Genomic DNA, 20,974 nt, shown 5'->3' on the forward strand with positions numbered 1-20,974 from the left:
GCTAACCCGGCTCATTTTAGATAAAAAAAGGGAATAGCTCGTGTGCTATTCCCCCTCTTCTTAAGAGAATTAAGCTGCTACTGCAGTAGTGCGAACGCTTTCAACTTTTTTCGCTTGGATTTTCATGGATAGTTCCTCCTCTCTATGATCGAAAATTAAGACAAGTTCATTATATTTCATAAATTTACATAAATCTACAAATATTAGCAAAAAATTATATATTTTGGTAATATTCGACTATTTATTTCGTATGCAATAGGATTTTCCTTCCATTTTCTATGAATATTCTCAAAATTCCTTCTTTCAGGGAAATGTTTTTCATTCTTTTTGGAAAATACCCCTGATTTTGGGACACTTTTATTTGGGGATTCGTAGTAATAGGATGTAATAGGGAAATGTAACCAAAGTCATTTTTGTTTGATCAAAAAAGGAGAAGCTGCGCAGCGAGCCTTTTTTGCTTAGGGGGAGCACAAATGGAGGAAGATCAAGTGATCATCGGGCGGGTCTTGAAAGGAAACAAAGACTCCTACTCCGAGATCATTTCCAGATACCACGGAAAAGTAAGTTCCATTCTTCGTAAAATGCTGGGACATACACCGGATGCACAAGATATCGTGCAGGAAATTTTCATCAAGACGTATTACCATTTACCAGAATATAAAACAAACTACGATTTTTCTGCATGGTTATACCGGATAGCAGCCAACCACTGTCTGGACGAGCTGCGCAAACGCAAGCGAAAGCAGCGGCTCACCGCAAGCGAAGAGATAGAACCAGTGGATAGCCATACGCCGGAGGTTGCCTTACTGAATAAGGAGGGTCAGCGCCTGTTGCGTCAAAGGATGATGTCCGTCGAAGAAAAGTATCGGATCGTCCTCGAAATGCGCTACTTCGAATCATTGAGTTGTGAGGAAATCAGCCATCGACTGTCCATTCCGTCGAGTACTGTGCGGACGCGCCTGTCTCGTGGGAAAGACAAGCTCAGGGAAGCAATCGGGCATGCAGGGCAAGGGGGGGACTTTCATCTATGAAATGCTTAGATAAAGGACAAATTGCTTTGTATCTATACGACCTTCTGGAGCCAGAAGAAGCCAAGGACATGTCCGCCCATTTGGAAGAGTGCCGTCATTGCCAGCGTAAGTTGAAGCAGGAGCTGGATGAGCTGGAAGATCCGGAAGACTCACTGGCGACAGACGAGCCGTCCGAAGTTGTCATTCATAGCATCATGGCGAACCTTCCCCCTTACCCTATACACGTTCTGAAACGATCAGAGAGACAAAAATCACAAAAAAAAATCAATTGGAAAAAAAGGAGTCTGGATATCGTGAAAAAAGCAACGATCGCCGTAGCAGGAATAGCAGCAGTCGTCTATTTTGGAACACTTACCTCCCCTTCTTTTGCAACTTATGTACATGGTTTGTATGCATCTACCATCAAACCTCAGCTGAAGCAGACGCAAGAGAGCAGCCTTTTTGAAACACTAGCCTCCACAAACCTCCTCATCCAACGTGGCCTTCAAGAAGGCTATAACCAAAAAGTTGATCTGAAAGCTGTCGATAATGGAATGACCCTTGAAGTAAAAGAAGTCATGGCGGACTCAAGGGATGTCCGAATTCTTTTTACCATCAAGGATCAGAATGGAAAACCAATTGAGGATCTGTTCTCTCGTGTTTTGCAGGACGATGTTCCAACCTATGAATTGAAAATAACAGATAAGGATGGCAAGACGTATACAAATTACGATCAGGAATTTCAAAACGGGCATAATGATTTGATCTCAGTAAAAGGACAGAGCGAGCTCATTATGCTCAGCCGTCCCATCCAAACCTTTTTTAGTGATACGAGCGAGATTCCAGATGAATTGAACATCGAACTTGTGATCAAGGACGTCGAAGACCTTGACGGAAAATGGAAGGTTACCTTTCCAGTTGACATTTCCAAAGCGAAAAAAGACACAAAAATTGTTCCCATCCATAAACAATACACCGCTCCAAATGGCGAATTGATTGATCTCAAACAAGTCATGGTGACACCAGGCCAGATGGAACTCGTCATCGAGAGCACCTTGGCAGAGGATACCTCTCAGAATCTTACCTATGAAATTGTGGATGATACGGGAGTGGTGCTTGCGAAATGGAGCGAAATGGACAGAGGGAACAAGGAGAGGTACCCACAGCCATATTACAAAAATGTAGCCAGAAACTACGATGTCCGTATTGTCGATGACACACCTACAGGCAAAATCGTTAACTTTCTCACATTTCACTCCTTGCCAACAGATAAAGACCTGACCTTTAGAGTCGCAGCGACCTATCAAACAACTTCCGCAGACTTTGAGCAAAAGCTGTCCATTGATACTCTGAAAAACAAGTCTGTCACGACAGAGCATGATGGAAACGTGTTCACCTTCTCGAATTTTACTGTAAAAGAAGAAACGATTAGGAACGAGAAGAGAATGAGTGCAACGATGCAACTGGATGCAACCTTGGCACCAGGTGTTGCGGACGTAGATAAATTTGCAGCAGTAGATGAAAATGGCAATAAATACACTGGCTATTTCAAAGGCTCACTAACAAGAGATGCAAAAGGCAATATTGTCTTGAGCGGTCCACTCGATTTGGTGAAAGATCTGAAAGTGATCCCGAAAGAACTGACGATTGTCATTAAAGAACAATTGAAAGAAAACAAAGATGTCGACTGGAGCGCAACCCTTCCCTTGAAAAACTAAAGCAGACATGAAAAACCACCTCGCCCAATCATAAGTTGGGGAGGTGGTTTTTTAGTTGCTTGTTCTCTTAACGGCCTTCACAGTAGCTAATGCAGCAGCTAGATCGTCATAGATAACATTCCCTACGACAACCGTATCTGCAATCGCAGCCATCTCTGCCGCTTGCTCCGGGTTGCGAATCCCGCCACCATAAAAGAGGTGGGCTTCGCCCGCGCCTGCTTTGGTAGCCTTCACGATTGCCGGATCGCCGTATGTACCGCTGTACTCCATATAGACAATCGGCAAACGACATATGTTCGTCGCTACCTGTGCGTACGCTTTGGCCTGCGAGGCATCCGCAATCGGACGTGCTTTCGTCAGATGTGCTACGCCCGCATCTGGATTGGCGATAATATATCCTTCTGTAATGATCTCATCCCAATGAATATAAGCGCCAAACGCTTGAAGCCCCGATACATGCGGAGCAAAAATCCAGTCTGGATCGCCAGCGTTCAGTACGAGCGGGATCAAGTACGAATCAAATCCCGGCACAACTGCATCCAGCGAGGAAATCTCCAGGACAGCCGGTACTGCGTAACGTCGCAATCGCGACATCAATTCGAGCGTATTGTCATAGGTCACACCGTACGTGCCGCCTACAATGATCGCATCTGTTCCGGACTCGCAAATCGCCTCCAAGGCCTCGTCATCGATTGTTTTATCCGGGTCTAGTTTAAATGTATGGCGCCAGCCACGATAGTCAATCAACGTTGCCTGCCTCCTAGCTATTTTCCGATCCGCTCAAGCGCCATCTGGTATCCGTCATTTCCATAGTTCAAACAGCGTTTGACACGGGAAATAGTCGCCGTACTTGCGCCGGTCTCTGCTTCAATCTGATTGTAAGTAAAGCCTTTGCGGAGCATTCTCGCTACTTCCAGGCGCTGTGCGAGCGACTGCATTTCGTTCACCGTGCACAAATCGTCAAAAAATTGATAGCACTCTTCCATCGTTTCCAGGGAAAGAACAGCTTCAAACAACTGTTCGAGCCCTTTTCCTTTTAATTTTTCCAATTGCATGTCTGTCACCTCTGTTATATAGTCCGTCTTTCGAACGGTTTCTCACTGTACAATTTTTAAGCACTAAAGCTTTAACAATTATCTTAGAAGAAACCGCCTTCATCCGCAAGCCCTAATCCTTACTGGAACTTGAGCGACTTCGACAGACCCGGTGAGGTCGACAATATCGCCACCCATGTATTTCCTGGCAAAAGCGGTGCCTCTTGCGTCAAAGCCGCGTCCTCATAGGCACGGATGACACCATTGCTGCGCTTCCATTTGACCTTGCGTGCTTTTCCTTGCTGGAATAAATAACCGTCCCCCGGCCCGATTACATCGACCGATAGACGCCCTTCTTTATCCAGCACGCGGTGTTTGGCGGAGATGACCAACAGATTGCTCGTGGACAACTGTTTCTTGTCGCTCAAGTCCAAATGCGGCTTGCCTGCCGTAAAGCGCATGTATTTCTTTTGCTCGGCATCATAGGTAAAAGCAGCTTTATTCAATGAGTGGAAGGTCAGATCTACCTGTGTTGCAGGCTCGCCTTCCTTGATCTCAGCGTCCTCCTTCAGGAAAGTGAAGTGAGGCACCTCTGCCGTTTGACGCATCCCTTTATCCTGCATCGCTTTTTCCAAGAGCTCTGGCTTGGTGTACAGGTTATGTGGCATTTTCCGGAATTTTTCTCGCCAAAAGTATTGACCGTTCGGAATTTCATCCAGATGGCTGTAGTCTTTTCTCGCCAAGGTTTCCAGCGCATCCGGACTGCCTCCTGCGTGCACGAGGACCGCATCAAAGCCGTTCCCAATCTGGATAAAATAAGGACGGATACTGCGGACAGGTCCAATTACTTCTGGTTTTTGGCTTTGGAATATCGCAAGAAAGCGGGTCATTTCCCCTTCTGACAATACCTCATAAATCATATCCGCTTTGTTGACGCCTGTTTGTGGACGGGCGGGCGGCGCGTTGTTGATCATTACCATGATCGGACGTTTGCTCCCCAGGTTTTCGTGACTGCCAAGTCCTGTCATTGGTGCCTTATACGCATACTCGACGGGCTGATTCGTTTCCGGTGGCGTTTGCACAATCGGATCGGGTATCTGCGGACTAGGTTGGGTGTCCACCGGCTTTTGAGCGCAGGCCGTTGTTAAGAGCATGAAGGCTAGTACCATGAGAGACGATTTGACTGTTCGTTTCATATGAATCGCTCCTTTCCATCTCTCGTTGTCTTTTTTTCCCTGTTTCTTTTTCCAGAAGGATACAGGGGAATCCTGCTTCCACACGTTTTCCACGATTCTCATACGCCCGTGCCACACATCTTGTTTTTGGCTATGCTACAATAATGAAAAACAGATGCAAAGCGAGGCCACAATCTATGAATACCCCCTACCTCGTCTATCTGGTGGACGATGAAACAAACCTGTTGGAGTTGCTGCAATCGTATTTGCAAAGTGCCGGATTGCAGGTGAAAGCGTTTTCTAGTGGCAAGGACGTCTTGCCGTTACTTGATGAAGATACACAACCACATTTGTGGATATTGGACATCATGATGCCCGACATCGACGGCTATGAGCTCTTGCGTCTCATTCGTGAAAAATCAAATGTCCCGATCATCTTCATCTCCGCTCGCGATCAAGATGTCGATAAAATCATCGGACTGGAACTAGGCAGCGATGACTACTTGGCGAAGCCTTTTCTACCACGCGAACTGGTCATCCGTGCGAAAAAGCTGCTACAACGCACCTATGAAAAGCCTGGTGCCACTGCTTCCTCTACCCAAACTTTCCAAGATTGGGTAACGGTTGATCCTTATATGATCTCAGAAAAAGGCAGACAAGTAAAAGAAGGCGACGAACTCATTGATTTAACCACAAAAGAATTCGAGCTCATCGTCTACCTTTTGCACAATCAAGGCTTGGCCTTGAATCGCGAGCAGATTCTGACCTCCATCTGGGGGGAAGACTACATCGGCTCAGACAGGGCTGTCGATGACTTGGTGAAGCGCATCCGCAAAAAAATGCCCAAGTTTCCATTGGAGACGGTCTATGGCTTCGGCTACCGAATGACACGTATATGAGCAAATTCCGACTGAAAAACCTGCCGATTTCCAGGCAAATCCTCATTTTGTTCATGATCCTGACAAGCGTCCTCGGGGTTGGCCTTGGCATCGGGTATCCACTGGCTGTCAAACAGTATCTGGTATCCAACACTTACACGCTCTTGGAAGAAGAGTTTTACACATTATCACAACATATCTCCTTCAACGAGCATAATGAGCTGCTGCCTGTTCCGGCTGCGGCCCCTTACTTTTTACAGCTCTTGCTCCAACGTTATGAGTACTCATTTGATATGATCGTCTATGCTGAGAACGGACGAGAGCTGGGCAGCCGAAGCAATGGCCGCATTCCCTACGAGGATGCCAAGGAGTTGTTCCGACAAGCCGCCTCGTATCCAAGCAACAAGCTCCAGCATGGTTCGCTGGACCGAGGAGCCGAGAGCTATTTGTTCGTCAGCAAAAAAATGGATTACCACGGCTTCCCCTACTACATGGTGCTGTTCTCCAAGGAACAGGAGCTCAACCAGATCAACTCGATTTTGACACGTCAGTTTTTGTTCATATTTGGTCTGCTGCTGCTCGTAAGCTGGTTGTTGGCCGTGTGGTTTAGCGGGTATTTGAGCAGACCGCTGCGCACACTTGAAGAGCTGTGTAAAAAAATCGCTCGTCGTCAGTTCGATATCCCGCTTACGATGGATCGCGGAGATGAGATCGGACAGCTCGCCCGCTCTTTCGATATGATGAAAAACCAACTGAAGGAATACGACGAGTCTCAGCAACATTTTGTCCAAAATATTTCCCATGAGCTCAAAACACCAATCATGGCGATTCAAGGATACACGCAAGGCCTCATCGAAGGCGTCTTTCAGGGCCCACAGGCTGAAAAAGGGCTTGCCATCATCATGGAGGAGAGCAAGCGCCTCGAAAAGGTCGTCGGACAGCTCTTGTATATCACGAAGATCGAGTCTGTCTCTCAAATGATGCAAGTCGACCGCGTCGACCTGTCAGAGATGATGCACCTGTTGAAGCAGCGTCTTTCCGTGCTCAACCCGCAAATCGAGTGGGAGTTAAATCTGGCAGCCGACTTGATCGTGGAGGGAGACGGCGAGCAATTGAGCACTGCTTTCGTGAATATCATGGAAAATCAACTGCGCTACGCCAAAAGCCGACTTACCATCACAGGGAGACACGCGGGAAAAAGCGTCGTCGTCGCGATTTCCAATGATGGGCCACCCATTGAGGAGGCGCTGCTGCCGAATTTGTTCCAGCGTTTCCGCAAAGGAAAGTCGGGCAAGCATGGGCTTGGACTCGCGATTGCCCGTGCCGTCTTGGAAGCACATAAAGGGACGATCGATGCCCGCAACGATCCAGATGGACCTTGCTTTACGATGATCGTACCCGTTGAATTTAAAGGCCGATTGAACTGATAGGAGGGGACACTTGTCCTCTCTTTTTCTATTCTAAAGGAGAAATTCAATAAAAGCGTAGGAAGATACCGTGATAAAACCGAGCTTCTCATACACGTGTATCGCCGGGGGATTATCTGCAAAGACAACCAAATAAACATGATCAGACTTCTCCAAGCCAATCCGGGAAATATCTGAACTGATTTGCGTACCCAACCCCTTTTGCCGATGATGGACAGATGTGCCAATGTTCCCGATTTCGACGTAGGCTTCGTCATAGACATGAAAGCCGGCTACGGCCATTGGCTCTCCTCCTTCCGAAAAGAGCGCGATGTGTGGCATTTCTGCTACTTCCTCCGCCCGAAAACTAATCATCCCGAGCTCTGCCGCCATATTCTCCACGATCTGTGCTTCAGATAACTCCAGTATTCGTGATTCTCCCACAGGTAAAAGCCGTTCTGGATCTGCTAGTTTCATCAACCGCATGGTACGTGTGGCGAGTATATTCGGAATCTGTACGCGCGTCAGACAAGGCTCTGCGAGTGCAATCACGCCCTTTTGTCCATCTGGCAGGCTTCCATCTAGCACTTCTTTCATATAGGAGAGCATCGGTTCCACCTCGTAATTTTCCTCCCCCTCGACCACATGGAGAGAAAATGCGTGAAACGGCATCCCTTTTAAGTAAGACCCGATGGCGGTTACTTCTCCTTGGACGCTGTCCGTTACGACGACGCTCCGATCCGTTCGCAAGTACATATTCCCGTATAAAATATACGAATCTTCTAACGAAATTTGTTCCAAAAGCTGGCGTTGTTCATGACCTGTTCGCAATTTTAGCAAAGAAATCACTCCTTCTACCGATTCCCTATTGACGTTGTCGTACTTCGCGGTTAACATGGTAAAAATTTCTCTATTAAAGAGGCAGTTCAAAAAATGGAAACCAACATCACCTAGGAGGAGAGAATCGTGGCTTATTATTACACAGAACCATCTCGGACGTTTAATGAGTTTTTGTTGTTGCCAAATCTCACCACAAAAGAATGCAATCCGAACAATGTGGACTTATCCACTCCGATTACCAAGTATAAAAAAGGTGAAAAGCCTGCCATCTCACTAAACATACCGTTCTCATCCGCAGTCATGCAAGCAGTTTCCGACCATCATATGGCGGTCGCATTGGCTAGATGTGGCGGTATTTCGTTTATTTTTGGCTCCCAGTCTATCGAGAGCCAGGCAACCATGGTTCGCAAAGCAAAAGGCTACAAGGCTGGTTTCGTCGTGAGCCGCTCCAACCTGACACCAAGCCATACGCTGAAAGACATTTTGGAATTGAAAGAGGCGTCAGGCCACTCCACCGTTGCCATCACGGAAGATGGTACGGCAAAAGGCAAGCTGCTCGGAATCGTAACGGGTCGCGATTATCGCATCAGCCGCGACTCTCAGGACAAGCTCGTCAGCGACATCATGACACCATTCTCGAAGCTGATCTATGGCAAATCTGGCATCTCGCTCTCCGAAGCCAACGACCTGATCTGGGAGCACAAGCTCAACTGCTTGCCAATCGTAGACGAAAATCAAAACCTCGACTTCCTCGTTTTCCGCAAGGACTACGATTCCCGCAAAAACAATCCGCTGTCCCTCTTGGACGCGAACAAGAGCTATATCGTAGGTGCCGGTATCAATACAAAGGACTACAAGGAGCGCGTCCCTGCATTGGTGGAAGCAGGCGTTGATATTCTGGTCATCGACTCTTCCGACGGCTTCAGCGAATGGCAGCGCGAGACGGTTCAATATGTAAAAGAAAACTTCAATGTTCCGATCGGTGCAGGTAACGTCGTCGATAAGGAAGGCTTCCGCTACCTCGTGGAATCGGGCGCAGATTTCATAAAAGTAGGAATTGGCGGCGGCTCCATCTGCATTACCCGCGAACAAAAAGGAATCGGACGCGGTCAAGCCTCCTCCCTCATTGAAGTGGCAGCAGCTCGCGACGAGTACTTCAAGGAAACAGGCATTTACGTTCCGCTCTGCTCCGACGGCGGAATCGTACATGACTACCACGTGACACTGGCTTTGGCTATGGGTGCAGACTTTGTCATGCTGGGACGTTACTTCGCTCGCTTCGACGAAAGCCCGACCAAAAAAGTGAAGATCGGCAACAACTTCGTGAAAGAATACTGGGGAGAAGGCTCCAACCGCGCTCGCAACTGGCAACGCTATGACACTGGCGGCAAAAGCAGTCTCGTCTTTGAGGAAGGCGTAGACTCCTATGTTCCATACGCGGGCACCCTGCGCGAAAACATAGACCGTACCTTGAGCAAAATCAAATCGACCATGTGCAATTGCGGGTCGCTCTCCATCTCAGAGCTTCAGCAAAAAGCGCGAATCACCGTCATCTCTGCTACTAGCTTGGTAGAAGGCGGCGCACATGACGTTATCTTGAAAGAAAGCAGCATGGCTGCTGAGTAATACAATCGACGCGTAATCACAAAAAAACAGTCTGCGGCTCACAATGCTAGCAGACTGGTTTTTTTCTTAGGGCCCCCACACTCAGTAAGAGAACGGGCAAGAACAAACCGTACGTCAAGGAATAAGGCATCCAAATGTCCGAAACGAAAGAGTCAAAATACGGGCGGTTAGGCATCGTCGTCAATGCCACTACGATCATGATCATCCCCAGCGGAAGTGTCAAATGGCGGTAATCCCGCAGCCCCAGTGTATATGCGATTCCAATGTTCGTCGCATAATAGCAAATCGTAATTTTGACAAAGAGCGTAATAAACCAGATGACGGCCATCAACACTTCGATTCGCTCAAAAAAATTGCCGATACTGATTTTTTGCGCAAGTGTGTAGCTTGGGTAAGCGAGCAGTACGGTAATATCGGCACCCAAGACCAAGATAGCCACTGCGGTAATCATCGTCAGGAAGAAATTCGCAAAAAGGATGCCCAAGATATAAGCTTTGGCCGCACGCGCTGGCCGTTTGACCAAGGGAAACATCACGATCAGAATGACCGTTTCCAGCAAATAACCCACGTACCTGAAGTTCCCCCCGAAAACAGGAGCAAATCCATGCGCAAGCACAGGCTTCACATTTTCTATTTTGATCTGGGGGGAAATAAATGCGATCAAGATAAAAAAAAGCAACAGAAAATACGGAAACAACAGCTCACTCACTCGAGATAAGGCTTCTGCTCCACTGCGGACCCCCATGACGATGATCACCAGAAAAAGGACAAGAATAATTTCAATGGGGGTCTCCTGCATAATCTGCGTCGTGACAAAATCGCCAATCTCCATCAGCATGAGCGAAGCGTCGATGAAAAAATAGCTGATGAACAACACAGCCACCGCTTTCCCCAGCCACTTCCCCAATATTTCCGCGCTGTACTGAAAGATCGACTTGTTCGGATACCGCATACTCAGCGAAACATACAGATAGGTTAAAAGAAAGCCTTCCCCCCACCCGATGAGGGCGGAGATCCAGGCATCTTGTTTGGCAGCGGTAGCAGTAAGGGATGGTACGTACAAAATCGCATCACCAATCCCAAAAAGCGCCACGAGTATCATGAATTGCCTTGCGCTAATATGGCCGTTGTCTAACAATTCCTCTCGCTCCCCCGCCTCGCTACTGGCTACTGCTTCATTCCACAGTTCCCAAAATGAAGTCGCTGAATGGTTTATAGACAAATGTGATCCAGTCCAACGGGTTCGGAATATTCGCCTCAAGCGATTCCGCTATGCCAAGCCCCGTCGCAACTACTAGCAATATGAAAAAAACCAGCATTTCCCTTTTCATCGCGTTCTTTCTCAGATAAGGCACTTCAAAGAGGGCAATGAATAGGCTGATCAGCAAAATCAACATGATGGTCCACATGCTGTGCAGTGCACCTACTTTTTTTGCAGGATTACTTTTACCATTTCCATGGATGGAAAAAGTTATGCTCTACTCCTTTTTCATGAAAGGAATAAACGAATTGCCCACTTTTCCTGTCCGCCTGAGCTTCACGTCTGTTTTGATTTTCACTTTCAGGTTGGAGAATTGAGAATCCCAATCCTCTTTCACCTTTTCCCACCCTTTGGGGTCATTTTGGTAGATCGACTGCCCAAATCCAAAAACATCTGATCGGTATTGCTTTTGTGCTTTATGGATGGCGCTTACGATTTTGTTTCTGATCTGCTTTTCTACGTCAGCTTCCAATTTGTATATGGTTTTGGAATCGGACAAATCGATACGGCACGCCACCTCGCCCACATTGCCTTCTGCGGAAATGCTCACCTCTACTTGTGGTTTTCCTTTTTCCACCTTGCCTTTCACAGTTGTTTTGTTTCGGATGATCTCAATGACAATTTTATTGTTTTTGGTACAAGGAATTTCTTCTACTGTACTGTCCACTCTGTCCGTGATGTAGCTGAATCCGATGCTTTCCTCTTCGTTAAACCACCCCAGTAGCTTGTCTTCTTTGAAGACACCGATTTCGTGATACCTTAGCAGCGTTGACTGGCTTTCTTTTTGGGAAGTACCACTAGAAGTCCCCGTATGTACCTTCCCTTTCAGATTAACGCCTACCAACACTGGCTCGATCCCTTCCCGTAGCAAATCCGCAATAAATTCATCCAATTGAATGGAGACAATTGATCCCCAAGCACGCTCTGCCGTTTCCAAGCTTTTATAGAGCTTCGTCGCCGGGATTTTTTCCAGGGGGTCGATCATGCTAAGAATTTGTAGTGCTGTCGCGTCCTTGGCCAGAATGACATAAAAATCGGGCCGGACCTCATGATCGCGAAATAACAAATCCAGCACTTCCTTTGTCCCTTCTTTTGCTATCTGCTCCCCCAAAACCAGCACCTGGATATGGGAAAAGTACAGCCTTCTCGGCGTTACCGTTGTCATTTTCCGGATTCCCTCAAAAATGCTCGATGCCCGCATGCTGTAAGTCGCAACAGCTGATTGGCTCATCCCCCCACTCTCCTTTGACGCTACCCCTCCCGGATTGACGATTTGGGCGGATATCACATACTCTCCATCAATCTTGTCGATACCCGTTCCCATGACGATTGCCAAATCATTTAATTCCCTGCGGTTCCAGCAGCCTGTCAATAAAACGAGAAGAGCCAGGGCCAGGAGGAACACTCCTTTTCGATTCATGCCTTCTCCACCTCGGCTATCGATTTATCATCACATCGGCACGATACTTGCGCTATATTTTACTTTTTCGTTCTCTGACGCTGTTTTTCTGGCGCAAAAAATGGGGACGCGTATGCATCATCCAGATTGGCAGCCGAATCAGCGTATCCTTTTGATCGGATAGATTCACTGGTGCAAGCGGAGCCATATAGGGGACACCAAACGAACGCAGGGTGCACAGGTGAATGCACAAAGCAATCATCCCCACAAATACGCCGATCAGACCAAAGCTGGCGGCGAGTGCGATCACCCCGAACCGCAACATCCGGATCGGAATGGACATAGAAAAGGAAGGGAAGACAAAGCTGGTGATCGCTGTAATGGAAACGACGATGACGGTAGCGGGTGAAACAAGCCCTGCCTGCACGGCAGCTTCCCCCAACACGAGTGCTCCCACGATGGAAATAGCTGACCCCACCGCCCTCGGCATTCGTACCCCCGCCTCTCGCAGCATTTCAAAGGTAAACTCCATCAACAGCGCCTCAATTGCTGCTGGGAAGGGCACGCCTTCACGTTGGGCTGCAATGCTCATGATCAGATTCGTCTGTAGCATTTCCTGATGGAAGGTCGTAACGGCGACATACAGGGATGGCGCGAGCAAAGCGATAAAGAAAGAGATAAGGCGCAAAATACGCAGAATCCCAAAATCCGCACGCATGTAGTAGTCCTCGGAGGACTGAAAGAATTGGACAAAGACAGCTGGTACCAACAAAACAATAGGCGTACCGTCCACCAGAATGGCGACGCGCCCTTCCAACAGCCCGGCTGCCACCGAGTCGGGGCGCTCTGTATTGTAAATGGTCGGAAACGGCGTAAAGGTATGATCCTGAATCATTTCTTCGATGTTTCCGCTCTCCAAAATACCGTCGATCGTGATTTGCCCCAAGCGTTCTCGGACTTCTGTCACTACGCTTTCCTGCACGACTCTTTTTATATACATCATGGCGACTTTGGTCTGTGTCATGTCCCCAATCTGCATGGTCTCCAACCAAAGATTGCGATTATTGATCCGCCGGCGCACCAAAGCCGTATTGGTCCGGAGGTTTTCCGAAAACGCTTCTCTGGAACCCCGAACCACCGTTTGTACGGAAGTCTCCTGAACACCACGATCTTCCCACTGCTTCGTATTTGCAATAAAGCCATACGAATACCCATCTACCAAAATAACGGTATCCCCCGTCAATATCGCATCATACAAATGGTCAAAGTCATAGACCTCTTCCACTCCACCGATCGTGAGCAAGAAGTCCTTCATCAGCATCAACGGATTGGCTTCTACGGGGAAGTCCTCTTTCCTGGCATGAAGCATGAGAGACTCCATGAAGCCGCTAATCATATTTTTGTCGACCAGACCCTCGGTGTATAAAATCCCCACCTGCATCTGATCGACAGCCTCCAAACGCACTTGGCGCGTCACAAGATCCGTGCTGTTGCCGAGCTCTCGCTTCACCTTTTCCAGATTTTCGTCCAACGAGTAAAGGAAGGGCGCAGCTTGTTTTTCTGTATGGATCATTTCAAATCACTCTTTTTCCAGTTCGGGATATGTTTACTATCCCTCATGGCTCTGGGGTCTATGCTGAACACAAAAAAGCCCCCTATTCTAGGAGGCTTCGGGACTGGTCATATTATTCGACAACTGTCATCATTGTTACGGCAAACGATATACGGCAAATGGTTCCCCGTTTCGGTACGTGTCACTCAATCGATCCAGCTCTGCCAAGGTCGCTGCATCCAGCGTCAAAGCTGCACTTTGCAAATTATCCGTTAGCTGTTCTACACGGGTCGCGCCCACGATCACCGAAGAGACAGCCGGCTTGTGCATGAGCCAAGCTAAGGACAGCACACTGGAGGATACACCAACCTCCGCCGCTACCTGACTGATTTTGCGTCCAAACTCCAGCTTGTCTTCACTCAGCAACCGCACGAATCGCGGCTCCTTGTCCGCCCGCGAACCAGCTGGGGCCTGTTCTGCGGAGGTATATTTGCCTGTTAAAATGCCGCCAGCAAGCGGGAAGTACGGAATGATCCCCACCCCCTGGTCAAGACAAAGCGGTACGAGTTCACGCTCCGGTGTCCGATCTGCCAGCGAGTAGCTGACCTGCGTCGATACGTAACGATTCAGCCCTTCCCGCTGACTGATGCCAATTGCCTTCATCAATTCCCAAGCCGCATAGTTAGAAGCCCCGATGTAACGCACTTTCCCAGATCGAACCATGTCATCTAGTGCGCGGAGTGTTTCTTCCAAAGGCGTCTCTGGATCAAACGTATGAATTTGATATAAGTCCACATAATCGGTGCGTAAACGCTTCAAGCTGTTCTCCAGCTCCAGCATCAGGTGGTAACGCGATGAGCCTCTCTGATTCGGTCCTTCGCCTTTTACCAGACCAGCCTTCGTCGCCAAAACGACCTCGTGCCGCTTTCCTTCTAGCGCCAGCCCGATGATTCGCTCCGATTCTGTTTGCGTGTAAATATTTGCCGTATCAATAAAAGTAATCCCGCTTTCGATTGCGGTATGAATGATGTTTACAGACGTTTGCTCATCCGCACGCCCTCCAAATGAGTTCGTGCCTAATCCCAATGCTGATACCTTCAATCCACTGCCACCGAGTCGGTAGTATTTCATATTGTGATCGACCTCTTTTCATAATAGGAGTGCTCTTCCATTATCTCCTATTTGGGTGGGGATTGAAAAATAAGATTAGGAAAGTTTATTTTTCGAAATATTCTGAATTTTTTTCATGGTTCTTGATACACACATTTGGGATACCTTTAAAAAATCTGCTGTTTGTGTCTGATTATAGCCTGCCATCCTTAATTGCAGGACTTGCCATTCTTTTGATGAGATTTGATTTTGCAGTTGCGCAAGCATTGCAGCAACATATAGCTTGTCCAACACATATTCTTCCACGTCTCGTCCTTCGTCCTTCAAGACATCCATAGCGGTGGCAGCTTCATTGCCCGAAGCGGATGCCTTCAGGTGTGGCTCCTGTAAATACTTCACAGGTCTCCCGACATCCAGCGCTTTTTTGATCTGTTCCACAGATTCCCCCAACAGTTCGGACAGTTCTTCCATTGTAGGGAGATATCCCAGGTCTGCTTCTATTTTACTTATCTGTTGGAGAATCGTTGTTGCCGTTCTAGTCGGCCGTACAATATGTCCGCTATCTCGAAAAAAGCAGTTGATCTCCCTCACAATTGTGATGACGGCAAAGGACGAAAACTTCACGCCTCTTGCTATATCAAATGCTTTGATGGCCTTGATGATTCCCATTCTCCCCAATTGCAAGATATCCGCTTTTTCCAAGCAATATTGCTTCACTAATGTCTCTGGCTTTCCGATATATTTGTGCACAGAATGCCAAATGAGATCTTCATTTGCGAGTATCACTTCACCCAGATACTCACTGTCTTCCTTGCAGCGGCGAATATTCTCCATGTTATACAAGGAGTATTGTTCTTTATCCTTGCCAACTCTTTGTTTTACGAACATGGCATGCTCACTCATAATACCTCCTCCCAGCCTATCTTCATGATTCTCTTAATAAGCCGTTCATTTTTTGGTAATGGGTCATGACTTTTGTATAGTAGCCATCGTGATAACGATTTCGGTCGACATTTCCCTCGCCTTGGTTATAGGCGATGATGCTTAAACGAAGGTTTCCATATTTCTTTTGCAAGAGATCCAAATACTTGATACCTGTTTGTAGATTGGTCACGGGATCAAACAAGTCATCAGGATGAACTCCCAGCCCGCTTCCTGTACGCGGCATGATTTGTAATAGTCCTCTAGCGCCCTTGCCAGAGATCGCGTCGTGCTGAAAACGGCTTTCCTGCCAGATCATCGCCATGATCAAAACCGGATCTATTTCGTATTGCTTGGATAATACAAAAATTGTTTCTGTATAAAGCTCGACTGTAGCAATATCCAGTCTCGGTGCAACCTGTGTGATTACGTTTGCAAGCTCCCTTTTTGTACGCAACTGCCTATCTGTGTCCCTGGCCATTTTCACCACAGAATGAATTTCCAACAGCCCCTTTTCCACGGCTGGCCCTACAACATTTGCGGGAATGAACACTGCGGCAACAATGCCGATTAGCTTTGTTAGCACGTAACTCGCTTTTTCAGATGTAGCTGATGGACTGCTTGCAGAATGTTTTTCTGCATACTTTCCACCCCGATTGCCGTATCCAGTGTATGTACCGATCGGCGCGAAGCATGGGCAAGGGAAAGATAGGCTTCCTGCACCTTTAGCAACATGGCATTATTCGCATCTACTTCCGTTCGCAGAAAAAAGGTTGCATCGGGCCGCTTCGTCAAATCACTCATCGTGGCATACCAGGAAAGAGGAGTATCCTTCATATAGAAGTAGTAATAATTGGACAGTTCGTAATGATCAATGATGATGAAGTCGACGTTCTCCTTCGAAATCCGCGCCATCTCTCGTTGATAGTCCAGAAAATCCGCTTCAAATAGCTTTCCTACCGCTTTCTCATCCAGTTCAATTTCGCAGCGAAGCCACATGCCAATGACCGCTCCGATTGGGGTATCTAAACGCGGAAACGTTACTCTTTTCACTTTATATCCGAGGCCTCTCAAATTTTCTTCTAGCAACGCCGCTTGGGCTTCCTTCTCATTGGCGTCAATTCCTTCGAAAGCGACAATCATGGGCTGTCTCATGGCACTAGATCGTCTCCTCATTTGTCGAGATTTCCTCTGCTGCTTCACGAAGCTTTTTCTCTGCTTCAAGCTCAGCAGCCTGAGTAGCCAGATAGTCTGCTAGCATTTGCTCGAATTCTTCCTTTGTAATCTCATATATCTCGGATTGGAGTAGGTTCACCGTGTATCCCATACCGTCGGTCAGTAAAAAGTTTGTGTAGGTCAATGGCTCCTCACGAAACTCCTGCTTTTCGTAATCGAAGGCAATGACTGCTTTTTCAATGCCCGCTACGCAACCGCCGAACCAAATATTGACCTCTTCTTCTCCACCCTCGGCTGTAGGTGTTGTATGCATATTGGTCGGAACGTGTACATATTTTCCAATGACCTGGTGGGAGAGCTCCTCGGTCAATTCCTCATTCATCTTTTTCAACAAAACTGCCATGCTGGATCATTCCTTTTCATCGATTATTTGTGTATGTCTACAGCTCACCGTACTGCTTCAAAATCGCCTTGATGATTTGACACACTCTTTCCTTGCTGATGTTGAATTTCTGACCAATTTCCTCATGGTAGTAGCCTTCACTTCTCATTTGGAGAATCAGCTTGTCTCGCGTGGACAGCTTCATATACTCCATGATGTCGATCATCATCTCTACTTCCTCATATCGAAACTCCTCACTCGGAGCAGCAATACGGCTGATCATCGTTTCCTCTTCATTCTCATCTCCACCAGAGACAAGAACTGCATTACTGTTTGTCAGGTTTTTTTGCGTGCCGGCTTTCCGCAAGCAGTCACGAATTTTATTGGTAATCACATGATCGACAAAGGTAGTCACTCTGGCTTTTTCCTGGTCGTAATCCTTCATCGTGCGATACACCTTTAAGAGAACCTCCTGAACGACATCATCATGGGTCATTCCAGCAAACGTCATCCCGGTCAGCTTGGCTTCACAGTTTTCTTTTGCCTTCTGCAAAAAATCATCGACTTTCCCTTCGAAAAATAACTCGTCCATTTGGTGAAGTTGATCTTTCATACTTCTCCCCTCCTCATGCTCCTATTCACAGTGGCTCTATCACACTAGGTAATTTGAGGAGGGTTTTAGCAACCAGTTTTCAAAATTTTTTTCGGACAAGTTTGCAAGGTACCAGCCGTGAATACTTTTCCATTCAAAATCTTCCATGAGGCGCACTGACGCTTGATGTACCATTGGCAATCGCGGCAAATGTCATGAACCACACAACGACAAGTCATCGGCACGACATCTTGTTCCTTTGCTGACATCACGATGTCATTGACTGTCATTTTCTTCTGGCAGACTTTTTCATAATCACATCCGTGACAGGCCATGCTACCCACCGATCCTGACGATCCCGATTCCTTTTAAGGACTCTGGGTTCACTTGAACATGCTCGCGAAAGAACTCTTCCAAAACGGCTATCGGGGTGTCTTGGGTCGACGTATATTTCATGACCTGCACCTGCTCTCCATCTGCCGAAAAACTAATCTGATATAACATGGTTTCTCCCCTCCTTTTGCCTCTTGTCGAATCTATACGAAGCGATTTGAGGTGAATTAAGCGGATTTTGAAAATAAAAAAAACCAGCCGTTTATTCCAGCTGGTCCTCTACATATAATTCCTCTATCATTTCCTCTGTTATATTCATCTTTCCAAATTCCTGACAAACTTTTTGAAATCCAAACAGCAAGGAATCGTTTTCTGTGAAAACCTCGTTCAGATCCATTCCCACCATGCCAAACGCGTCACTAAGCTCCTCCCAGCCTTCGCGATCGATATCCTCTCCTAGCAGAAATTCAGCTAATGCAGAAATAATCACGACATACAATACAGCTTTTTTGGAATCTCTCATTCTTATCCCCTCACTTCTTTCTCGTTTGAGATAGAATAGACAGTTTCGAATGAGTTTTCTCTCTACAAAAAGAAAAAGCCCGCTTTTTTACGAGCTTACTTTACATCTGAGATTATTTTTTGAATCAAACTTTCATCAATCAAATGGCTGGCTACTGTCAATGCCTTTGCCATTCGTTCCTTATCTCCATCAAAAACCTCGTAAATGATTGTACGCACACTTTCTTCATTCAGTGTGTAGTTCTTGGCCATCGCCATAATCCCAACAACGGCTTCATGATCTTCGATCGCTTTCGTAGAAACTTTTTCCTTAGTCTGTTGAATGATGATTTGTATCCTATCACTTCGCAATGTTATGACCTCCTGGCTTTATTTACGATCGAATATGTATTTCAAGGGAGACATCTTCCCCATCTGTCTAACCTATGAACGTAGAAGGAGCACATTTTGTTCCAAAAATTCTCAGCAAAAGGGGGTGAATCATTCGTGGTTGTCGACCTCTATCATCATCTCTATGAATTACTGTCTACGGATAGTCAGGTGCTCGCATTACTCGGCATTGCTCCAGACGACAAGGCCTCCCTATCCAAGCAGATTATCAAGCGAAGAAAGCTCGCCGTGCTATCTGATGTTGCGAAGCCTCTCCTTTCCTTCTACGCAACTTCCGGAAAGCGCGACACCGTTAATCCCCTCCTTCTCACCAGCTTCTTCCGATTCGATGTGATCACTCCTGGTGATATCGAGCTGGCGCATCAAATCGCGAACCATCTTTTCCATCTCTTAGACGGCAAAAGCTTATCGATGAATGGAATAGAAGGTTTGGACACGTATGTCGTTTCCCAGCAGGAAACGGATATGGGTCATTCCTCTGCGTACTGCTTCACACTGATCACGAAGTTTACTTTGCAAGTTTGTTAGACATTTCAAAACCCCGTCTATCCTATGACAAGCTGATCGAGGTTCCCTTTCCACACGATTCAGCAACAGCACCCAAATCCCCTATCTTGAAGGAGTGACTTTCATTGTCTAAAAAAATGATTATCAAAGGTGTCGGTCAATTTCTTGCCAAACGCGCTTCCAAGGATGGAAATGGCGTCGAAGTCATTACGCTTGGTAATATGCAGGACTTGAAAATTGACATGAATGTTGAAATGGAGGATATCTTCGGCGGCGATGGACTCTTCGCCATTGATACTCTCGTTAAATCGAAAAGCATTGAGATTACCGCAACGGATGCCAAATTTGATCTGGCCGCACTTGAGCTCATGATGGGCTCCAAGCTGCAAGAGCAAAAGAGCGACTATGTGTATGTGCTGGGTGAGCAGAAAGCAATCAAAGCTGGCAGCCTGGATCGATCTGCATCCACTGGCGACGCTGGTGTTTGTGAAGTTGACTTTGGCGGTACCCTCTTCAACGGCGGCGGATTTGCTGTTCGTCTGAAAAATAGCAATCGTCTTTTGAAACAAGTTAGCTTGAGCACGTCTGCTGCTCCAAAAGCTGACGAATTCATGGTGGATACTTTCAAAGATGGCAGTGAAGATAAAGCTCGTCTCATCTTCTCGCCTGCCCTGCTCAATGAAGATGTGGTCTTCAACTATCAGCGAACAGAAATCGTAGATGTAGTCGATATTTTGATGGATGAAGTGCCATTCCCTGTTCATGTCGTCCATCACGGCTCTTTCCTGCAAAAGGACGGAACCTATGCAGGTATTGAAACAGAGCTGTTCTCCTGCATGGCAAAAGGCAGCTTCTCGATCGATGCGGCACGCTCCACAGCCAGCACTTCCGCTATTTCCTTGTCCGTTATCGATCCAGAGCGAGCAGATGGCAAGCTAGGCAGTGTGAAACGCTTCGTATCTAACAAAAAAGTGTAAATCTTTCGAGGTTAAGCAGGCTGAGTGGAGAGCATCATGCTCTTCGCTCTTGCCTTGCTCTTTTAAAAAGGGAATAACTTACAACGAATCATAGCGAACGAAATCACATTCAGCAAGTGGATAAATTTTACTGATGATTTCTCGGATAGTACAAGGAGGGATTTT

The 20,974-nt window shown here is 47.0% G+C and carries 25 protein-coding genes; 7 read left to right on the forward strand and 18 right to left on the reverse strand.

Features of this window, described 5'->3' with window-relative positions; translation table 11 throughout:
* Positions 1 to 473: 473 nt before the first annotated feature.
* Both HPY28_RS13185 and HPY28_RS13190 read left to right on the forward strand, forming a co-directional pair.
* Complete coding sequence (locus tag HPY28_RS13185) at positions 474 to 1,031, forward strand: RNA polymerase sigma factor (protein WP_174224951.1); 558 nt, start codon at positions 474 to 476, stop codon at positions 1,029 to 1,031.
* The gene (locus HPY28_RS13190; RefSeq protein WP_174224950.1) at positions 1,028 to 2,728 is read left to right on the forward strand and encodes a DUF4179 domain-containing protein; all 1,701 of its coding nucleotides are present in this window, start codon (positions 1,028 to 1,030) and stop codon (positions 2,726 to 2,728) included. The genes HPY28_RS13185 and HPY28_RS13190 overlap by 4 nt, the downstream gene beginning before the upstream one ends.
* Positions 2,729 to 2,779: 51 nt before the next feature.
* Here HPY28_RS13190 and pcrB read toward each other — a convergent pair whose 3' ends face one another.
* From pcrB to HPY28_RS13205, 3 genes are all read right to left on the reverse strand, one after another.
* Positions 2,780 to 3,475, reverse strand: coding sequence for a heptaprenylglyceryl phosphate synthase (gene pcrB / locus HPY28_RS13195; RefSeq protein ID WP_017249779.1), 696 nt, complete (start codon positions 3,473 to 3,475; stop codon positions 2,780 to 2,782).
* Positions 3,476 to 3,492: 17 nt separating this feature from the next.
* Positions 3,493 to 3,783, reverse strand: a complete 291-nt coding sequence (locus HPY28_RS13200; protein ID WP_007717484.1) for a YerC/YecD family TrpR-related protein — start codon at positions 3,781 to 3,783, stop codon at positions 3,493 to 3,495.
* A 119-nt stretch (positions 3,784 to 3,902) separates the two neighbouring features.
* Positions 3,903 to 4,958, reverse strand: a complete 1,056-nt coding sequence (locus HPY28_RS13205) for a DUF3048 domain-containing protein (RefSeq protein ID WP_026043183.1) — start codon at positions 4,956 to 4,958, stop codon at positions 3,903 to 3,905.
* Positions 4,959 to 5,134: 176 nt separating this feature from the next.
* On the opposite strand from HPY28_RS13205, the gene HPY28_RS13210 reads away from it, so the two are divergent.
* Together HPY28_RS13210 and HPY28_RS13215 are read left to right on the forward strand one after the other, a co-directional pair.
* Positions 5,135 to 5,836, forward strand: coding sequence for a response regulator transcription factor (locus HPY28_RS13210; protein WP_017249777.1), 702 nt, complete (start codon positions 5,135 to 5,137; stop codon positions 5,834 to 5,836).
* Positions 5,833 to 7,242 (forward strand): sensor histidine kinase, encoded by a 1,410-nt coding sequence (locus HPY28_RS13215; protein ID WP_017249776.1) that lies wholly within the window; start codon positions 5,833 to 5,835, stop codon positions 7,240 to 7,242. The genes HPY28_RS13210 and HPY28_RS13215 overlap by 4 nt, the downstream gene beginning before the upstream one ends.
* A 33-nt stretch (positions 7,243 to 7,275) precedes the next feature.
* Here the strand turns inward: HPY28_RS13215 and HPY28_RS13220 are convergent, their stop codons facing one another.
* Positions 7,276 to 8,070: a GNAT family N-acetyltransferase gene (locus HPY28_RS13220; RefSeq protein ID WP_371813477.1), complete on the reverse strand. Its 795-nt coding sequence runs from the start codon at positions 8,068 to 8,070 to the stop codon at positions 7,276 to 7,278.
* Between the two features lie 117 nt (positions 8,071 to 8,187).
* On the opposite strand from HPY28_RS13220, the gene HPY28_RS13225 reads away from it, so the two are divergent.
* On the forward strand, positions 8,188 to 9,687 hold the full coding sequence (locus HPY28_RS13225; RefSeq protein WP_017249774.1) for an IMP dehydrogenase: 1,500 nt from the start codon (positions 8,188 to 8,190) through the stop codon (positions 9,685 to 9,687).
* A gap of 46 nt (positions 9,688 to 9,733) precedes the next feature.
* Here the strand turns inward: HPY28_RS13225 and HPY28_RS13230 are convergent, their stop codons facing one another.
* The 14 genes from HPY28_RS13230 to HPY28_RS13295 all read right to left on the reverse strand — a co-directional run bounded on the left by HPY28_RS13230 (position 9,734) and on the right by HPY28_RS13295 (position 19,286).
* The gene (locus HPY28_RS13230; protein ID WP_174230720.1) at positions 9,734 to 10,825 is read right to left on the reverse strand and encodes a GerAB/ArcD/ProY family transporter; all 1,092 of its coding nucleotides are present in this window, start codon (positions 10,823 to 10,825) and stop codon (positions 9,734 to 9,736) included.
* Between the two features lie 37 nt (positions 10,826 to 10,862).
* Positions 10,863 to 11,096: a hypothetical protein gene (locus HPY28_RS13235; RefSeq protein WP_017249772.1), complete on the reverse strand. Its 234-nt coding sequence runs from the start codon at positions 11,094 to 11,096 to the stop codon at positions 10,863 to 10,865.
* Between the two features lie 69 nt (positions 11,097 to 11,165).
* A complete protein-coding gene (locus tag HPY28_RS13240; protein WP_174230721.1) occupies positions 11,166 to 12,368 on the reverse strand; it encodes a Ger(x)C family spore germination protein in 1,203 nt (400 codons plus the stop codon).
* Positions 12,369 to 12,420: 52 nt separating this feature from the next.
* The gene (locus HPY28_RS13245) at positions 12,421 to 13,920 is read right to left on the reverse strand and encodes a spore germination protein (RefSeq protein ID WP_174230722.1); all 1,500 of its coding nucleotides are present in this window, start codon (positions 13,918 to 13,920) and stop codon (positions 12,421 to 12,423) included.
* Between the two features lie 135 nt (positions 13,921 to 14,055).
* On the reverse strand, positions 14,056 to 15,030 hold the full coding sequence (locus tag HPY28_RS13250; protein WP_017249769.1) for an aldo/keto reductase: 975 nt from the start codon (positions 15,028 to 15,030) through the stop codon (positions 14,056 to 14,058).
* A gap of 75 nt (positions 15,031 to 15,105) precedes the next feature.
* On the reverse strand, positions 15,106 to 15,912 hold the full coding sequence (locus tag HPY28_RS13255) for a sigma-70 family RNA polymerase sigma factor (protein ID WP_017249768.1): 807 nt from the start codon (positions 15,910 to 15,912) through the stop codon (positions 15,106 to 15,108).
* Between the two features lie 22 nt (positions 15,913 to 15,934).
* A complete protein-coding gene (locus HPY28_RS30470; protein WP_174230723.1) occupies positions 15,935 to 16,516 on the reverse strand; it encodes a lytic transglycosylase domain-containing protein in 582 nt (193 codons plus the stop codon).
* A complete protein-coding gene (locus HPY28_RS13265) occupies positions 16,510 to 17,085 on the reverse strand; it encodes a dTMP kinase (protein ID WP_174224944.1) in 576 nt (191 codons plus the stop codon). Before HPY28_RS13265 ends, HPY28_RS30470 begins: the two co-directional genes overlap by 7 nt.
* A gap of 4 nt (positions 17,086 to 17,089) precedes the next feature.
* Entirely contained in the window at positions 17,090 to 17,509 is a 420-nt protein-coding gene (locus HPY28_RS13270; RefSeq protein WP_174230724.1) for a hypothetical protein, read from the reverse strand.
* Positions 17,510 to 17,546: 37 nt separating this feature from the next.
* On the reverse strand, positions 17,547 to 18,101 hold the full coding sequence (locus HPY28_RS13275; protein ID WP_017249764.1) for a sigma-70 family RNA polymerase sigma factor: 555 nt from the start codon (positions 18,099 to 18,101) through the stop codon (positions 17,547 to 17,549).
* Positions 18,102 to 18,166: 65 nt separating this feature from the next.
* Complete coding sequence (locus HPY28_RS13280; RefSeq protein WP_017249763.1) at positions 18,167 to 18,415, reverse strand: hypothetical protein; 249 nt, start codon at positions 18,413 to 18,415, stop codon at positions 18,167 to 18,169.
* Position 18,416: 1 nt separating this feature from the next.
* The gene (locus HPY28_RS13285; protein ID WP_017249762.1) at positions 18,417 to 18,584 is read right to left on the reverse strand and encodes a hypothetical protein; all 168 of its coding nucleotides are present in this window, start codon (positions 18,582 to 18,584) and stop codon (positions 18,417 to 18,419) included.
* 91 nt (positions 18,585 to 18,675) lie between these two features.
* Positions 18,676 to 18,936: a hypothetical protein gene (locus HPY28_RS13290; RefSeq protein WP_017249761.1), complete on the reverse strand. Its 261-nt coding sequence runs from the start codon at positions 18,934 to 18,936 to the stop codon at positions 18,676 to 18,678.
* 95 nt (positions 18,937 to 19,031) lie between these two features.
* Entirely contained in the window at positions 19,032 to 19,286 is a 255-nt protein-coding gene (locus tag HPY28_RS13295) for a hypothetical protein (protein ID WP_173622602.1), read from the reverse strand.
* Between the two features lie 135 nt (positions 19,287 to 19,421).
* On the opposite strand from HPY28_RS13295, the gene HPY28_RS13300 reads away from it, so the two are divergent.
* Complete coding sequence (locus HPY28_RS13300) at positions 19,422 to 19,853, forward strand: hypothetical protein (RefSeq protein ID WP_174224941.1); 432 nt, start codon at positions 19,422 to 19,424, stop codon at positions 19,851 to 19,853.
* A 104-nt stretch (positions 19,854 to 19,957) separates the two neighbouring features.
* Positions 19,958 to 20,809 carry a hypothetical protein gene (locus HPY28_RS13305; protein WP_017249758.1) on the forward strand — a complete coding sequence of 284 codons (852 nt, stop codon included), beginning with the start codon at positions 19,958 to 19,960 and terminating at the stop codon, positions 20,807 to 20,809.
* The last annotated feature ends 165 nt before the right edge of the window (positions 20,810 to 20,974 follow it).

It is taken from the genome of Brevibacillus sp. HB1.2 (assembly GCF_013332495.1).
Lineage (GTDB): Bacteria > Bacillota > Bacilli > Brevibacillales > Brevibacillaceae > Brevibacillus > Brevibacillus porteri.

Coding starts and splice junctions, on each gene's coding strand:
- HPY28_RS13255 (WP_017249768.1), bottom strand. CDS start 15,912: ATGAGTGAGCATGCCATGTTCGTAAAACAAAGAGTTGGCAAGGATAAA.
- HPY28_RS13265 (WP_174224944.1), bottom strand. CDS start 17,085: ATGAGACAGCCCATGATTGTCGCTTTCGAAGGAATTGACGCCAATGAG.
- HPY28_RS13245 (WP_174230722.1), bottom strand. CDS start 13,920: ATGATCCATACAGAAAAACAAGCTGCGCCCTTCCTTTACTCGTTGGAC.
- HPY28_RS13275 (WP_017249764.1), bottom strand. CDS start 18,101: ATGAAAGATCAACTTCACCAAATGGACGAGTTATTTTTCGAAGGGAAA.
- HPY28_RS13190 (WP_174224950.1), top strand. CDS start 1,028: ATGAAATGCTTAGATAAAGGACAAATTGCTTTGTATCTATACGACCTT.
- HPY28_RS13210 (WP_017249777.1), top strand. CDS start 5,135: ATGAATACCCCCTACCTCGTCTATCTGGTGGACGATGAAACAAACCTG.
- HPY28_RS13280 (WP_017249763.1), bottom strand. CDS start 18,415: ATGGCCTGTCACGGATGTGATTATGAAAAAGTCTGCCAGAAGAAAATG.
- HPY28_RS13215 (WP_017249776.1), top strand. CDS start 5,833: ATGAGCAAATTCCGACTGAAAAACCTGCCGATTTCCAGGCAAATCCTC.
- HPY28_RS13185 (WP_174224951.1), top strand. CDS start 474: ATGGAGGAAGATCAAGTGATCATCGGGCGGGTCTTGAAAGGAAACAAA.
- HPY28_RS13270 (WP_174230724.1), bottom strand. CDS start 17,509: ATGGCAGTTTTGTTGAAAAAGATGAATGAGGAATTGACCGAGGAGCTC.
- HPY28_RS13290 (WP_017249761.1), bottom strand. CDS start 18,936: ATGAGAGATTCCAAAAAAGCTGTATTGTATGTCGTGATTATTTCTGCA.
- HPY28_RS13200 (WP_007717484.1), bottom strand. CDS start 3,783: ATGCAATTGGAAAAATTAAAAGGAAAAGGGCTCGAACAGTTGTTTGAA.
- HPY28_RS13235 (WP_017249772.1), bottom strand. CDS start 11,096: ATGTGGACCATCATGTTGATTTTGCTGATCAGCCTATTCATTGCCCTC.
- HPY28_RS13285 (WP_017249762.1), bottom strand. CDS start 18,584: ATGTTATATCAGATTAGTTTTTCGGCAGATGGAGAGCAGGTGCAGGTC.
- HPY28_RS13240 (WP_174230721.1), bottom strand. CDS start 12,368: ATGAATCGAAAAGGAGTGTTCCTCCTGGCCCTGGCTCTTCTCGTTTTA.
- HPY28_RS13250 (WP_017249769.1), bottom strand. CDS start 15,030: ATGAAATACTACCGACTCGGTGGCAGTGGATTGAAGGTATCAGCATTG.
- HPY28_RS13205 (WP_026043183.1), bottom strand. CDS start 4,958: ATGAAACGAACAGTCAAATCGTCTCTCATGGTACTAGCCTTCATGCTC.